The following is a 13,273-nucleotide window of genomic DNA, read 5'->3' on the forward strand; positions in this document are numbered from 1 at the left end:
CATGCAAGTCCGGCCGGCGATCACATATGTATGGATTGTACCGGTTCCGCCGTGTAACCAACCGGTCATGACCGTCGTATTTACTGGCAGCCACTACCAGTCTGAATGGATGGGAGCGACTCGCGATGCTTGTGCTTCTGGAACATATCATTCTCGGCATCGTCCAGGGGTTGACGGAGTTCCTGCCGATTTCCAGCACCGGTCATCTGGTGCTGTTCCGCAAGCTGTTCGGTCTTCAGGAAGCCGGCCTGCTCTTTGACACGATGCTTCACTTCGGGACGCTGATCGCCGTCGTCATTGTGTTTTGGCCGGAGATTCGTCACGTCCTGACCAACCCGACCGGCAAACTGGCCCGCCTGCTGGTCGTTGGCACCATTCCCACCGCCGTCATTGGCCTGACGTTTGAAGATTTTTTTGAGGAGATTTCCCGGACCGGTGTGACGATCGGGTGGGAGTTTCTCGCCACGGGGGGCATCATCTGGGCGGTGGAATCAATGCGCAGGGGGACGCGGACGTTCGACGAGATCAACTACACGGACGCCCTGATCATCGGCACGCTGCAGGGCGCCGCCATCCTGCCCGCCATCTCCCGCTCCGGCCTGACGATCGCCGGTTCGCTTTTGCGCGGCATCAATCGCGCCGATGCGGCCCGCTTCTCCTTTTTGCTGTCGCTTCCGGCCATTCTGGGGGCAACCGTGCTGCAGACGCTCAAGCTGGTCAGGGAACCGGTGGAAACGGCCGCAATGATTCCGATGCTGGTGGGGACGATGTGTGCCGCCATCGCCGGATACGTGGCCATACGCTGGATGCTGAAGATCATCAGCACCGGCTCGATGAAAGGCTTTGCCGTCTACGTCTGGATCCTGGGCATTATCATCCTCGGCCTGCCGTATTTCGGCGGATAGACGAACAAAAAGCCGGCGCTGACCGCCGGCTCTTTCACTTTATGTGCTCCTTGTCTCCGTACCGGCCGGCCACCAGTTTGGCCACCAGCAGCACGAGGCCGTAAAACGCCGTGGCCAGGAGCGATGTGGTCAGCCAGGTGGCGGTCCCCAAGAACAGGTAGAGCAGGACGTGAGCAACAAAAATGCCCAACAGCCAGATCCCGATGTTCATCCGGTTGATAAAGGCGACCAGACTGCGCAACCAACAGACACCTCCAACTTGTGCAGATACTGTTGTTATTGCCCCTGCGGCCGCTTCTTATCCCCGTCCGGCCAAATTTCCGGGTCCCGCTGTCCCTCCTGCACCTGAAAGCCCGCCCGCTCCAGAATCTCCGCCAGCACATCCAACGGCGTGTTGGCCACCTGAGCAAACATCCGTTTCGTATACAGATGCTGGGCGTGTGGAAAATCGTCCGAAAGCTGCCTGCGCAGTTTTTTTCCGCTGTGGTCCTCATCCGTAAACACGTACACCTCGTCGGCCGTCTCCAGTTTTTCCGCAAGCTGTCCCGCCTTCTCCGCGCTGTATGACCCGTACGTGCAGTAGATCAAAACCGGTTCGGCCAATACCTGCAGAAGCCGCTCCCTGTCCGTTTTCCCCTCGACGATGATGACGCGTTCTTCCACGCGGCCACGCCTCCTTTTCCAGCGAGGTGATACGTTTAGTATACCCGTTCCAAAAGCGGCCGGAAATAGACCGGCGGGAACATCTGGCTGCGTAACACGGACGCCTGCCGGGGGAAGCTAAAGGTGAACCAGGGAGAAAGGAGCGTGCAGCATGGCACAGTGGAAAAGCGCCAAAAACTTGAACCAGAAAGGCTTGGCTGTCACCGGCCTGACCAGCAGCACGGTCGCCGACGACACGCACACGGAAGACAACCAGGGAGCTTCGCAGCAGCGCCAGCAGAAGGAGCATCCCCGGCCCATGTAGGGACCGCCTGTCACATGAACAGCCGTCTTATCACAAGGCGGCTGTTTTGGTACGGATGGGGCGAATCGCTTCCCGTACGTACCCCGGTTTTTTTACCCTTCCCACACCCTGCTGACCTCTCGCAAATCGGTGCCGTCGAACGACAATCGGTAGATATCCGGCATGGAAAGTTGCTGCCAGAAATGATAATCGTACCGTTTGTCAAAAACATTCAGGAGTAATACCATCAAATTGCCATGGGTACCAATGACGACATTCTTTCCGGGAAACCTGGCCAAAACCTGTTCCGTTGCTTTGATTCCCCGTTTTTGGGCAGCGGCATTCGACTCTCCGCCTTCCCATGAAAAATGCTCGTCTTCCCATACCCGTGCGACGGCGTATTGAAAATCCTCTACGGGTTTTTCAGACAAGATTCTTTCCTTGAACCCTTCCTCGATCTCCACCGCTTTCCCAATGGAATGGGCAATTCCTTCGACGGTTTGAATCGCTCGTCTGTACGGACTTGAAATGACATGATCAATATTCACCTGCTTTAGCAATTCGGTTACTTTTTTCGCATCGTGACAGCCGCGTTCGGACAATGGTCGGTTTCTTTCATCCGGCGTATAAACGGAATGGGCGTGCCGCACAACATACAGATTGGTTCTCATAAGGTTCTTCCCCCATAGAGATTCCCTATTTTGTTTCATTGTATCATTACGGATTCATCATCATCACCGTATGCCTTGAACCAGCACCAGCCATGCTCGTCCTGGACGGCGTAGTTTTCGTCATCGCTTCATTCCTTCGTGGGGGACTGTCCGGGTACGAGCCTTGCGAAAAAGTGATTGCATTCCACCATTTCATGTCATATAATCTCACATAACAAACAAAATGTCAGTTTATCCGACATCAAAAAGGAGTGGATTGCATGGAACCGACACTGCCTCTTCTCGCCTCCGCCGTGGATGCCACCTGGGTGATGGTCTCCGCCGTTTTGGTGATCTTCATGCAGGCCGGATTCGCGCTGCTGGAGGCCGGGTCGACGCGCATGAAAAACGCCGGACACGTCGCCGGCAAAACGGTCCTGACGTTTGGGATCTGCACCTTGGCGTTTTGGGCCCTGGGCTTCGGCCTGACGTTTGGAAACGGCAACTCGTTTATCGGACTGACCGGCTTTTTCTTCAACGGAACGGAGGAACAGGCGGCTGCGGCCTACGAATCCCTTTCCTTCGCCAACATTCCGGTCGGGATCAAGTTCCTGTTTCAACTGGCTTTTGCGGGCGTCTCCCTCTCCATCGCCTGGGGCGGCTTCGCCGAGCGCGCCAAGCTCTCCGTCTACGTCGTTTTCGGAATTTTGTTTACGATCTTTATCTATCCGGTAGTCGGCCATTGGATCTGGGGGGGAGGATGGCTGGCGGAACACGGCAAGCAGGATTTTGCCGGATCGACGGTTGTCCACCTGACCGGGGCGACGGCCGCCCTCGTTGCCACCGTCCTGCTCAAGCCGCGCCTCGGCAAGTACAACAAGGACGGCAGCTCCAACGTGATACCCGGCCACAATCAGGTCTACACCACGCTGGGGGTCATCATCTTGTGGATTGGCTGGTTTGGCTTCAACGCGGGTTCCACGTTCGGCTCCGTCTCCGGCCTCTTCGGCCACGTGGCGCTGACAACCAACCTCGCGGCCGCGTCCGGCGCGGTTGCCGCCCTGGGCATCGCGTGGGCCGTCACGGGGAAAGCAGACATCCCGAGCATGCTGAACGGCGTGCTGGCCGCCCTGGTGGCGATCACCGCTTCCTGCGCCTTTGTGGAACCGTGGGCTGCCGTTGTCATCGGGTCCGTGGCAGGTATTCTTACATTCTATACCGCCATCTGGTTTGATCGGATGGGCATTGACGATCCGATCTACGCCTTCTCCGTCCACGGCATCGCCGGCATCTGGGGAACGCTGTCCAACGGCTTTTTTGCTGCCCCCGCCCTGGTCGAAAAAGTGGGCGTCGGGATGCCGGGCCTGTTCTACGGCGGCGGCTTCCACCAACTGGGCGTTCAGGCGCTGGGTGTATTTTCCGCGCTGGTGTATGTGCTGGTCGCTTCGTACGTCATTCTCGCCATCATGAAGAAAACGATGGGACTTCGCGTAACCGAGGAAGAAGAGGTGATGGGCCTTGACCTTAGCGAACACGGGGGATACGGATATCCCGAACTGCTGCAGTCGGAGCGCCCTTACGTCTCCGCCGCCCAAGGGCGATCCACTCATTCTCTCACCTGAGGACTGTCACCGCATCGCTGACACCGGTTCGTTTCAGGAGCTGCTCTCCCTGCGCCGGGAGCTTTTGGACCTGTCCCGGCTGGAGGGGGTGAAGCGGGCCGGGGAAATGGCTCCGTACGCCGTGACCGTCAACCTGATCCACGACCGGGTGATCCGCCAGGGCGTGCTGCTCGCCGTGCGCCACCTGGCGAAAATGGGCGTGGGTACGCCGCCCGTCCCGTTCGCCTTTCTCCAGTTTGGCAGCGGGGGGCGAAGCGAACAGGCCGTCATCAGCGATCAAGACAACGGGCTTGTCTACCGGCTCCCCGACGGCATGGACAAACGGGAGACGGAGCGTGTGGAAGGCTACTTTCACCTGCTGGGGGCAGCCATTGTGCAGGGATTGGAACAAGTGGGCTATCCGCCCTGCCACGGCAACGTCACCTGCGTGTCCGCCCGCTGGCGCGGCAGCACGGACCAATGGATGGAGCGCCTCGCCGCCTGGGCCGCCGATCCGGTGTGGGAGCACGCCCGCTATCTCCTGTTGGTGGGCGACGCCCGCGTCCTCTGGGGGAGCCGGACGTAGTTGCGCCGCTGAACAGGCAGTACCGGAGGCTTCTCGCCCACAACCCGATTCTGATCGGCAGGCTTGTGAGCAACACCCGCTTCCACCGTATTCCGCTTACCTGGCTGGGCCGGATCGCTCCTGACATCACCGGCCGCTACCAGAGAGCGATCAACGTGAAATACGGCGTGTATCTGCCGATCGTCAACGCCGTCCGCCACTTCGCCCTGGCCCACGGCATCCACGCCGCCTCCACGCTGGAGCGGCTGGCGGCCCTGCGGGAAGCGGGCGTCTGGCCGGAGCCGTTCTGCCGGGAGGTGGAGCACCACTTCCGGCTGCTCCTGGGCCTGCGGCTGATCGCTCCGCTGCACTGGCGGGACGGCACCTACGCCAGCAACAGCTACGTCAAACTGTCGGAGCTGTCGTCGGATACGCTCTCGATGCTGCGCGAGGCGATGAAGCTGGCGCTGCGGCTGCAGGACCGGACCAAAAAACTGCTGGCCGCATACCCGGAGTAGGGAGGTGCCGGTATGCCCACCCGAAACCTGTGGGGTCGCTTGTGGCACATGAGCCGGGCCGCGGATACAGCACGGATGCCGGCAGCGGAGCGGGACGGCAGCGATCTGGGGCTGGCCGCCTTTCTCCGTTCACTGCGGCGCGAACGAAAAGAAGCGAGGGCCCGCCTGCCGCTCGCCGATTTGGAAGTGGTCGTGGTCGATCTGGAGACGACCGGCTTTTCCCCTGACCGCGGCGACGCCATCCTCTCCATCGGTGCCGTGGCGATGCGGGGTGAACAGCTGCTCTTGGGGGAATCGTTTTACAGCCTGGTCGACCCCGGCCGGCCGATTCCTCCCCACGTCACCTCCCTCACCGGGATACGCGACGAGATGGTCCGCACCGCGCCCGATCCGGCTGCCGCGCTCCAGCGCTTTTTCCAGTTTGTCGGCGACCGGCCGCTGGTCGCCCACCACTCCCGCCACGAGCGGCAGTTTTTTCGGGCCGCGTTATGGAAGCATGGCCGTCGGCGGTTTTCCCACCGGCTGCTGGACACCATGCTGTTGGTCCGCCTGTCGGGTGAGGTGATCGGCAGCAGTTCGCTGGACGCCCTGTGCGCCGCCCACGGCATTCACATCTCCCGCCGCCACCACGCCTACTGCGATGCCGTCGCCGCCGCCTCCCTCTGGGGGATCTACCTGGGAAAGGCGATTCGGCGGGGGTACACCGATCTGGGGGAGATTTACGAGGCACTCAGATAGAAAGGCTGTCCGTCAGTCTCGCCGGACAGCCTTTCGTCATGGTTCCTCCACAAACACCTCGTCGCCTTCCGCCACCCGCCCCTGGGTGACGACGGACGCGTACACGCCGAAGTGGTTGCGGTGCCGCTTTACCACCGTTTTCAGCACGGCCGGATGGATCTCCAGCGTATCCGGGTCGATGTTGACGGACATGCAGCGTTCGCAAGGCTTGTTCACCTGCAGTTCCACGTCGTTGATGCGCAGCCGCCTGCCCAGCCAGGCATCCTCGACGAACGGCGTGTCCTCATCCAGCACGACTACGAAATTGGCCCGGAAGCGGCGGGGGTCCAGGCTCTCCCGGCCAACCAGGCGGGCGATCTCCCGCAGCGAGGCATCGGTCACCAGCAGGATGTGGTCTTCCCAGTTTTCTCCGCCTTCACGCGGCGTGCTGCGCACAGCAGTCACCGGCCGTCCCGTCGCCTCGGCCACCTTGGCGAACAGCGTCTCCTCCCAGCCGTACACAGTGCCGTCCGGCGCGGTCACGCGCACCTCCGGGTAGGCGTCCTCACCGCTCTCACCCGCCAGCCGGGCGGTGTAGCCCAAGACGCCCGGAACCGCGTCCGCACCGAGACACTTGCCGTTCCTGGACTCATCCCGGAAGTAATAGCCCCGGTCGCCGTACACGCCGAATGCATCCACGCGGCACGTCGTCAGCCGCTCGCCGCGCATTGCCTTGACGGGATGGCGAAAAATCGCCGCAAGCGTCCCCACTTTTTTCATCCCAACCGCCTCCTCCGCCTGTTTACGGCGTTTATCCCGTAATAAACGAATTGCGCACCCGGCTCCAAAACGTGAGCCGCTTGTAGCGGGCAAACTTCACTTTGTCCATGCCGACGCGGCAGGTGATGGAGCACACGTCCCGCCAGACCGCCTGCTCCCGGTCCAACCCGATCATGATCTCCGGATTCATCACGATCAGTTCGACCTCGTGGTGCTTGGGCAGTACCAGCGAGCTGTTGATCGTCCGGTACGCCTGATTGTTGATCGACGCGATCTCCGAGAGCTGGATCGCTTCGATGGATGGATGGACGAGCGCTCCGTTCACCGCCTTGTTGTACGCCGTGCTTCCGGACGGGGAAGAGACGATCAGGCCGTCTCCGCGAAACGTTTCAAATTCGTCGCCGTTTATGTACACACAGGCCACCAGCGTGGACAGGGACGCGTTTCGGATCACCAGTTCGTTGAGCGCCCATTTGTGAATGATGCGGCCGTCGCGGGTCAGAAAGCGGCACTGAACGGTGGGGTACTCGGCAACAAACGGCTCCGTCTGCTGCTTCAGCGCCTGCACGAACGCATCCAGCTCATTCGGCCGCCAGTCCGCGTAAAAGCCCAAATGGCCGGTGTGGATGCCGACGTACGTCGGCTCAAAGCCGTATTGATGCACCGCCTCCAGCAGCGTTCCATCCCCGCCGATGGAGAGCACGAGATCGGGCCTCTCGTCCTCCTCCTGGACAAAGCGGTACGGGCTGTCGGCTCCCAGCAGTTTTTCCTTCAGCTCCCGTTCTACCTCCCGGGAGTAGTCGTCATTCCGCAGTACGGTGGCGATTTTCATGGTGGTCTACCCTCACTTCTGCACATAACAAACAATCGTCATGCCTGCTATTCACAATGTCACAGGAACACTCCGGCGGCCGGGATACCGGGCGCGGGCTACCAGCGCTCCGCCGCAAAACGGCCGGCGCGAAACTCCTCCAGTCGGCGCCTCGTCGCAGGCGACAACTGCTCCGGCAGTTCCGACCAGGCAAAAAAGCGCATGTCCGCCACTTCCGGGTCCGTCTCCGGCCGTTCATGCTGGCGGTACCGGGTGACGTGGAACAGCGCGATGTGATCCCGCTTCCCTTCCCGCTCGCTGTAGTAGAGGTGGCAGAGCCTCATCTCCCTCGCCTCTACGCCGCACTCTTCCCACAGCTCACGCCGGGCCGCCTCCAAAAACGTCTCTCCCTTTTCCACTCCGCCGCCCGGCAAATACCATCCGCCCACATACGTGTGGCGCACCAGCAGCACGCCTTTTTCGTCGTCCGTGACAATCAGCCGGACGCCCAGCGTCAGCGGCTTGCGGATACGCCAGTACAGTTTGAGCAGCGGGTAGTACCAGGCCATCGTTTTCAACTCCCCTGAAGGGAATCCATTCCTGTTGCTACCATTCTACACCACTGCGGAATCCCCCGCCATAGACAGGGCCCCCGGCAGGTCAGACCGGTGCTGGCCGGCCGTCTCCATCAGCCGCGGGCAGGTCCATCCGGCGGGCAGCGCCGGCGTCGTCCGCAAAAAAACGGGCCCCTGCCCAAGGCCCGTTTGATGCTACGCAAACCGTTTTTCCAACTCTCTGACGATCGCCTCCGCCTTGCGCATCCAGACCTGTTCTACAGGCGCATCCTTGTCCGCCGGCTCCTGGAACTGGTTCATGGCCGCCGAAGCGACGGGCACGTAATAGCCGATGTCTTCTTCCACACCGGTCTGGTAGACGTGTTTCAGCACAAACGGCGTGCCCAGTTCCAACCAGGCGTCCGGGCTGTCCAGTTCCCCTTCCTTGACCGTCACCGGCAGCCGCAGATACACCATCCCCTGATCGTCCAGCTTGCGGTCAAAAAATCCCCGGTGGTAGTCCCAGTTGGCCAGGGTAAAGCCGTTCGGTTCGAGCGACTCGCGAAAGTAGCCGAACGTGCCTCTCGTTCCCGTCAAACTGCTGTCAATCGGTTGCATCTCCATCCCTGCCTTTCCGGATTCTAACCGGTAGTGTGCGACAAACGGCGCGGTTGTACTCAACCAACGGGGAAAATGGAAAAAGCCTCCCGCCGGAAACAGCCCGGCAGAGGCTTTCACATTTGCTGGTTCCATGGTCAAATCAGGGCAATCGACAGCAGGGTAAACAGCGCGAGGGGAATGACCTTGCGGCGACAGCGGCGCTTTTTTTTCTTGCAAACAGGCGCCTCGTACACGCCGTACGGAACATACGGGTAGAACGGAACGTACGGATAATCGGGCGGGTATGGGTACGGACTGACGTCAGTATACGGGCTTACCTGGGGATACGGGCTGCCGTACAGATTGATGTTGTTTTGCAGCGTGACGTTGCCCTGGGGACCGACGGTTTCATAGGGACTGACCGCTTCGTACGGGCTGACCGCCTCGTACGGGCTCACCTTCTCGGCAGGTTGTTCGTACGGACTGGCTTCCTCGTAGGGGCTCACCGCTTCGTCAGGTTTGCCGGGCGGACCGGCCGTCTCATAGGGACTCACCATTCCGTACGGGCTGGCATCGGGGCCGCCTGTTTCGTAGGGACTCACCAACCCGTACGGGCTGACGTTGGGACCCGTCTCGTAGGGACTCACCAACCCGTACGGACTGACGTTGGGACCTGTCTCGTAGGGACTCACCAACCCGTACGGACTGACATTGGGACCCGTCTCGTAGGGGCTCACCAACCCGTACGGACTGACGTTGGGACCTGTCTCGTAGGGACTTACCAACCCGTACGGGCTGACGTTGGGACCTGTCTCGTAGGGGCTCACCAACCCGTACGGACTGACATTGGGACCGGCCGTACCGTATGGACTGACGGCATTGCCGCGAGGCGGGCATCCGTTATGCGGCCGCGGGTTGTGCGGATACCGGCTGGAGACCTGCTCCACCGCTCCCAGATCTTCGTCCGGCCCCTCGTCGTTCTCCTCGATCTCCACGTAGACGTGGAAATCGTCAACATCGAGGATTTTGCCCTCGTACACGCGGCCGTCCAACGCTTCGATCCGTACCTTTTGCCGCGCGTGCTCCTTGCAAATGTTCTGCACGGTTTGGCGCATATCCTTCAACATGCTGACCGCCGCCGGTTCAGCCTGAAACAGTTGTTTTTGCGACGACTCCATGAAAACTCCTCCCCTCTTGTTGTTTCTGTATTACGATATACGGCTGCGTGTGGGGAGGTGTCTATTTTTCCAGGCAAGTCTAGCCCATTTTGCGACCCAACCATTCCTGAATGGCAACCAAGGCGCCCCAGCCCGGCACCCCGAACACCCCCTTTTGGCCAAGCCAGCGGCGAAACGAAAAAACCGGCGCCTTCTTAGGAGAAAGCACCGGTTTTATTTATGGAAGGAAGATCGTTTACAACGAGACGCCCGCAAATCGTTCGGGCAAGAACGGCTGCAGCCGCTCCGCCCTTCCCTGTTCCAGATAATCCGCCATCAGCTTGGCCGTGATCGGGGAGAGCAGGATGCCGTTGCGAAAGTGGCCGCCGGCGATCGACAATCCCGTCCATCCCGGCACCGGCCCCAACAGCGGCTTGCCGTCGGCGGAAGCGGGGCGCAGTCCCGCCCACGCTTCCAAAAACGGGGCCGAGGAGAGCGCCGGCACATACGGCATGACGCCGTTGAGCACGCCGGTCAAGCCCGACAGCGTGACCTCCCGCTGAAAGCCGGCCTCGTCTTCCGTGGCGCCGATGACGATTTTGCCGTCCCGTTTGGGCGTGATGTAGCCCGTGCTGCCGAAAATCACCGTGCGCAGCGGAATCCCCGCCGAGGCAACCGCCGCGATCTGTCCGCGTACCGGCCGAACGGGAATGGACAGCCCCAGCCAGCCCATCATGATGCCGGCCCATGCCCCGGAGGCGATGACGGTTTCGTCGGCCCGCAGCGGTCCCGCCGTCGTCTCGACGCCCACTACCCGGCTTCCTTCCGTGGCGATGCCCGTCACCACGCAGCCGGAAAGCAGCGTCACGCCCCGCCGCCTGCACGCCGTCACCAGCGCCTGCAGCAGCAGCCGGTTGTTGATGTGCCCTTCGGACGGCGAGTGGATCGCCGCCACCGCCCGATCCGTCAACAGCGGTTCGACGTCCCGGATGGCCGCTCCGGTCAGCCAGTGGACGTCGTAACCGCTCTCCCGCTGCCAGGCGAACTTTGCGCGCAGCCGCTCCGCTTCCTCCTCCGTCAATGCCACGGTCAAAAGCCCGTCGACGCTGAGCTGCACGTCACCGCCCGCCTCCGCTTCCAGCTCCGCCGCCCACTCCGGATAGAGGCGAAGCGAATCCATTCCCAAATCAAGCAGCGGTCCGGGCTCGGAAAACTCCTTGAGCGGAGCCAGCATTCCCGCCGCCGCGGAAGACGCCTGGCCGCCCCATGGCCCCTGCTCTGCCACCGTGACGGACAACCCCCGCCGCGACAGTTCGTATGCCAGACTTAATCCGATGATGCCTCCGCCTACGATCAAACAATTTGTCATGGTTCTTCCTCTCCTCGCTGGAACTGCGCCCCGCCCTGCCGTGCGGCGAAGCCTTGGTAAACGGCCGCCATCCCCCGCCCGCCGATGCCGCCCCGCCGGACGAACGCATGCGAAAAGCCCACCTTCCCCGGCAGGAAAGGTGGGCCGATGCGCATCCGCAAACACAGACAGCTCTTTTGCTTGCAACCACTTCCCTGCGCCAGCATGATCTGGATCAGGTGCAAAGGGTCGACGGTCAATCGCTTCCGTCCTCTCAGCCCTGCGTGATGGACTCCCCCAGTTGCTTTCCGTTATGTCGTTTACACCCTTCAGTATAGACCGGTGGCCGCTCCCTGGCAAGAGCGCGGCGCTCAGTCCTCGTCTTTCACGTCGTAGCTTTCGGGAATGGGTTCGTTTCGGGTCGCTTCCTCCCATTCCCGCAGCTTGCGGATCTGCTCCAGATGATGCTGGAACTGGTCCTTGTTGATCAGGTATTCTTCGCCGTTGTGAACGGCACGGATGCGTCCCTCGCGGATTTTTTCCAGAATAAACGTCTCCGGCAGTTCCAGGTAGGCGGCGGTCTCGGCCACAGTCAGGTAGGTCTTACTGTTTTCCACGCAGTCTCGCTTCCAGTTCCGCTTTTTGCCGTTCGTACCCCGGTTTGCCCAGCAGGGCGAACATGTTCGCCTTGTAGGCTTCCACCCCGGGTTGGTCGAACGGGTTGACCCCGAGCAGATAGCCGCTGATGCCGCACGCCTTTTCGAAGAAGTAGATCAGTTCGCCGAGGTGATAGGCCGTCGCTTCCGGAATTTCCACCACGAGGTTGGGCACGCCGCCGTCCACATGGGCCAGGAGCGTTCCCTCAAACGCTTTTTTGTTGACGAAGTCCATGCCCTTGCCGGCGAGAAAATTCAACCCGTCGAGATCGTCCGGGTCTTCGCCGATCGTCACGTCCGCCGCCGGCTTGGACACGGCCACCACCGTTTCAAACAGGTGGCGCAAGCCGTCCTGGATGTACTGTCCCAGCGAGTGCAGATCGGCAGAAAACTCGGCGGAAGCGGGAAAAATCCCCTTGCCGTCCTTGCCTTCCGACTCGCCGAAAAGCTGCTTCCACCACTCGGCAAAATAGCGGAACTGCGGCTCGTAGCTGACCAGGAGCTCCACGGTTTTGCCTTTGCGGCAGAGCGCATTGCGGACGGCCGCGTACTGGTAGCACGGATTCTCTTCCAGGACGGGCGTCAGGTAGCGCTCCCGGGCGGCCGCCGCTCCCTGCATCAGCGCGTCGATGTCCGCGCCGCTCACGGCGATCGGCAGGAGGCCCACCGCGGTCAGCACGGAGTAGCGTCCGCCGACGTCATCGGGGATGACGAAGGTTTCGTACCCTTCTTCGTCCGCCAGCCGTTTCAATGCGCCCCGCGCCTTGTCCGTGGTCGCGTAGATGCGGTTTTTCGCTGCCTCGCGCCCGTATTTTTTCTCCAGCCAGGCGCGAAACAGGCGAAACGCGATGGCCGGCTCCGTCGTGGTGCCCGATTTGGAGATGACGTTGATGGAGACGTCCTTACCTTCGAGAACGTCCAGCAGGTGGGAGACGTAGACCGGGCTGAGATTGTTGCCGACGAAGTAAATCTCCGGCGTGCGCCGTTTGGCTTTGGGCAGCAGGTTGTAAAAGTGATGGCCCAACACGTCCACGGCGGCCTTGGCGCCCAGGTACGAACCGCCGATCCCGATGACCAGCAGCACGTCGGACTCCGCCTGGATTTTCGCCGCTGCCTGTTTGATCCGTTCAAATTCGACCCGGTCGTAGTCGACGGGCAGATCGACCCAGCCGAGAAAATCGCGGCCGGCCCCCGTCTTTTCGTGCAGCAGCTCGTGGGCCTGTTTGACCGCCGGGGCAAGCTGCGCCCATTCGTGCGGCCGAACAAAGCCCAGGGCGTTCGAGTAGTCGAAACGAAGCGCTTGGTTCATGGCTCCCTCCCCAAAAGACGTGGTTGTTTCTGCTTCTCATCTTATCATGTTTGCCGCCGAACCGGCAGCGCAAGAAGTCCGATCTGTCCATCCATCATGGATTCGCCGCATAATTGTGAACATTTTGTGAACAACCTGTGCCCGTTGTTACCTTTT

Annotated in this window: 17 protein-coding genes and 1 riboswitch; of the genes, 6 read left to right on the forward strand and 11 right to left on the reverse strand. The window is 61.1% G+C overall.

What is annotated here, in order from left to right:
- Window positions 1-125 precede the first annotated feature (125 nt).
- On the forward strand, window positions 126-905 hold the full coding sequence (locus tag A6764_RS19950) for an undecaprenyl-diphosphate phosphatase (RefSeq protein WP_065067753.1): 780 nt from the start codon (window positions 126-128) through the stop codon (window positions 903-905).
- 34 nt (window positions 906-939) lie between these two features.
- Here A6764_RS19950 and A6764_RS19955 read toward each other — a convergent pair whose 3' ends face one another.
- Together A6764_RS19955 and A6764_RS19960 are read right to left on the reverse strand one after the other, a co-directional pair.
- On the reverse strand, window positions 940-1,146 hold the full coding sequence (locus A6764_RS19955) for a hypothetical protein (RefSeq protein ID WP_065067752.1): 207 nt from the start codon (window positions 1,144-1,146) through the stop codon (window positions 940-942).
- A gap of 35 nt (window positions 1,147-1,181) precedes the next feature.
- A complete protein-coding gene (locus A6764_RS19960; RefSeq protein ID WP_065067751.1) occupies window positions 1,182-1,568 on the reverse strand; it encodes a toprim domain-containing protein in 387 nt (128 codons plus the stop codon).
- Window positions 1,569-1,719: 151 nt separating this feature from the next.
- Between A6764_RS19960 and A6764_RS19965 the strand changes: the two genes are divergently transcribed.
- Complete coding sequence (locus tag A6764_RS19965; RefSeq protein ID WP_162836753.1) at window positions 1,720-1,872, forward strand: hypothetical protein; 153 nt, start codon at window positions 1,720-1,722, stop codon at window positions 1,870-1,872.
- Between the two features lie 92 nt (window positions 1,873-1,964).
- On the opposite strand, the gene A6764_RS19970 is transcribed toward A6764_RS19965, so the two are convergent.
- The gene (locus A6764_RS19970; RefSeq protein WP_065067750.1) at window positions 1,965-2,522 is read right to left on the reverse strand and encodes a histidine phosphatase family protein; all 558 of its coding nucleotides are present in this window, start codon (window positions 2,520-2,522) and stop codon (window positions 1,965-1,967) included.
- A gap of 260 nt (window positions 2,523-2,782) precedes the next feature.
- On the opposite strand from A6764_RS19970, the gene A6764_RS19975 reads away from it, so the two are divergent.
- The 4 genes from A6764_RS19975 (at window position 2,783) to A6764_RS19990 (ending at window position 5,923) form a co-directional block, all read left to right on the forward strand.
- Window positions 2,783-4,123: an ammonium transporter gene (locus A6764_RS19975; RefSeq protein WP_065067749.1), complete on the forward strand. Its 1,341-nt coding sequence runs from the start codon at window positions 2,783-2,785 to the stop codon at window positions 4,121-4,123.
- A gap of 64 nt (window positions 4,124-4,187) precedes the next feature.
- Window positions 4,188-4,688: a DUF294 nucleotidyltransferase-like domain-containing protein gene (locus tag A6764_RS19980; RefSeq protein WP_264622342.1), complete on the forward strand. Its 501-nt coding sequence runs from the start codon at window positions 4,188-4,190 to the stop codon at window positions 4,686-4,688.
- 65 nt (window positions 4,689-4,753) lie between these two features.
- The gene (locus tag A6764_RS19985) at window positions 4,754-5,185 is read left to right on the forward strand and encodes a putative nucleotidyltransferase substrate binding domain-containing protein (RefSeq protein WP_264622343.1); all 432 of its coding nucleotides are present in this window, start codon (window positions 4,754-4,756) and stop codon (window positions 5,183-5,185) included.
- A gap of 12 nt (window positions 5,186-5,197) precedes the next feature.
- Complete coding sequence (locus A6764_RS19990; protein WP_264622344.1) at window positions 5,198-5,923, forward strand: exonuclease domain-containing protein; 726 nt, start codon at window positions 5,198-5,200, stop codon at window positions 5,921-5,923.
- A gap of 36 nt (window positions 5,924-5,959) precedes the next feature.
- On the opposite strand, the gene A6764_RS19995 is transcribed toward A6764_RS19990, so the two are convergent.
- The 8 genes from A6764_RS19995 to A6764_RS20030 all read right to left on the reverse strand — a co-directional run bounded on the left by A6764_RS19995 (window position 5,960) and on the right by A6764_RS20030 (window position 13,117).
- The gene (locus A6764_RS19995) at window positions 5,960-6,682 is read right to left on the reverse strand and encodes an MOSC domain-containing protein (protein ID WP_065067748.1); all 723 of its coding nucleotides are present in this window, start codon (window positions 6,680-6,682) and stop codon (window positions 5,960-5,962) included.
- A gap of 31 nt (window positions 6,683-6,713) precedes the next feature.
- On the reverse strand, window positions 6,714-7,514 hold the full coding sequence (locus tag A6764_RS20000; protein ID WP_065067747.1) for an NAD kinase: 801 nt from the start codon (window positions 7,512-7,514) through the stop codon (window positions 6,714-6,716).
- Between the two features lie 98 nt (window positions 7,515-7,612).
- Window positions 7,613-8,062 (reverse strand): NUDIX domain-containing protein, encoded by a 450-nt coding sequence (locus A6764_RS20005; protein ID WP_029100687.1) that lies wholly within the window; start codon window positions 8,060-8,062, stop codon window positions 7,613-7,615.
- Window positions 8,063-8,263: 201 nt separating this feature from the next.
- Complete coding sequence (locus A6764_RS20010; RefSeq protein WP_029100688.1) at window positions 8,264-8,665, reverse strand: YugN family protein; 402 nt, start codon at window positions 8,663-8,665, stop codon at window positions 8,264-8,266.
- Window positions 8,666-8,802: 137 nt separating this feature from the next.
- The gene (locus A6764_RS20015) at window positions 8,803-9,825 is read right to left on the reverse strand and encodes a S1 domain-containing protein (protein WP_065067746.1); all 1,023 of its coding nucleotides are present in this window, start codon (window positions 9,823-9,825) and stop codon (window positions 8,803-8,805) included.
- Between the two features lie 235 nt (window positions 9,826-10,060).
- Entirely contained in the window at window positions 10,061-11,173 is a 1,113-nt protein-coding gene (thiO, locus tag A6764_RS20020) for a glycine oxidase ThiO (protein ID WP_065067745.1), read from the reverse strand.
- 174 nt (window positions 11,174-11,347) lie between these two features.
- A riboswitch (TPP riboswitch) is annotated at window positions 11,348-11,461 on the reverse strand.
- A 62-nt stretch (window positions 11,462-11,523) separates the two neighbouring features.
- A complete protein-coding gene (locus tag A6764_RS20025; RefSeq protein ID WP_029100692.1) occupies window positions 11,524-11,769 on the reverse strand; it encodes an excisionase family DNA-binding protein in 246 nt (81 codons plus the stop codon).
- Window positions 11,756-13,117 (reverse strand): glucose-6-phosphate isomerase, encoded by a 1,362-nt coding sequence (locus A6764_RS20030; protein ID WP_065067744.1) that lies wholly within the window; start codon window positions 13,115-13,117, stop codon window positions 11,756-11,758. Before A6764_RS20030 ends, A6764_RS20025 begins: the two co-directional genes overlap by 14 nt.
- Window positions 13,118-13,273: the final 156 nt, after the last annotated feature.

The sequence above is a fragment of the Brevibacillus sp. WF146 genome (genome assembly GCF_001673705.2).
GTDB lineage: Bacteria > Bacillota > Bacilli > Brevibacillales > Brevibacillaceae > Brevibacillus > Brevibacillus thermoruber.